This window comes from Kitasatospora sp. NPDC048298, assembly GCF_043201465.1.
Classification (GTDB): domain Bacteria; phylum Actinomycetota; class Actinomycetes; order Streptomycetales; family Streptomycetaceae; genus Kitasatospora.
Map to the genome: position 1 here is coordinate 1 of NZ_JBICYZ010000183.1, position 1070 is coordinate 1070.

Sequence of the window (1070 nt, forward strand, 5' to 3'; positions counted from 1 at the left end):
CTAGGTGTGCATCTGCCGGAGCTCGGTTACACCTGGGTCTCGGTCTTCTGCTTGAGCCGTTCGTAGGGCGTCTGACCCCCGAGCGCCCCGTGGGGGCGGTGGAAGTTGTAGTAGTCCTCCCATTCTCGGAGTTTGTCGTTGAGAACGCCGGTGTCGTCGTCGACGACACCGGCGAGCATGCGGTAGAACTCCTCGGCGTCGATGCGGTGTGAGCGTTCGACCTTGCCGTTGAGGTACGGGGATGCCGGCTTGATGTAGGCGTGGGCGATGCCCTTGTCCAGCACGTGCCAGTGGAAGGCGGACTGGAACTCCGCGCCGTTGTCGGTCTGGATGACCTCGACGCGGAACGGCAGCCGCTCCAGGACGTAGTCCAGGAACTGGACGGCGGTCCTCTGGTCGCACCGCGGGTAGATCCGCAGGACGCGCAGCCGGGTGCAGTCGTCGATCGCGGTGAACTGGTAGTACTTCGCCCGGCGGCGGATCTTAGGGGCCTCGCCAGTGACCGGGCTCTGGGGCGCGGCTTGGACCGGGACGCCGATCGGTTCGATGAACTTGACGTCGATCTGGACACGGTTGCCGGGCAACTGCTTCTCGTAGCGGGTGTGACGCTTGTCGTGGCGCTTGTAGCGCTGGGACGAGGGCAGCCGGTTCAGGCCCAGTCTCTTGAGGATTCGATAGACGGCGGAGCAGGCGATGTCGATGTCGTGGTACCGCTTGAGGTACATCTGGATCTTCATCGGGCCGAAGTGGTAGTTCTGCCGCAGGTAGACGATCTTGTTCACGACATCGGCGTCGGTGGCGTTCGGGCTGTGATGCGGCGCGCTGGAGCGGTCGCGCAGGCCCTCGACGCCCTCCTCCTGGTAGCGCCGCTGCCACCGGTAGAAGCAGTTGCGGCTGATCCCGTAGTACCGGCAGGTCAGCGAGACGTTCCCGGTGACCTCCTCGGCGTGCCGCAGGACCGCCAGGCGCCGCTGGGCCTGGCGGTCCTGCTGCTGTTGAGGCGAAGGGGGCATGACATGACTCCGTCGTAGTCGGAGATCTATGTGTCACCAACGTCCGGCAGTTTTATA

1 protein-coding gene is annotated in these 1070 nt (G+C 64.6%); it reads right to left on the minus strand.

Annotated elements, in window-relative coordinates; translation table 11 throughout:
* Nucleotides 1-26 precede the first annotated feature (26 nt).
* Entirely contained in the window at nt 27-1013 is a 987-nt protein-coding gene (locus tag ACGF0D_RS44345) for an IS481 family transposase (RefSeq protein ID WP_392926282.1), read from the minus strand.
* Nucleotides 1014-1070 lie beyond the last annotated feature (57 nt).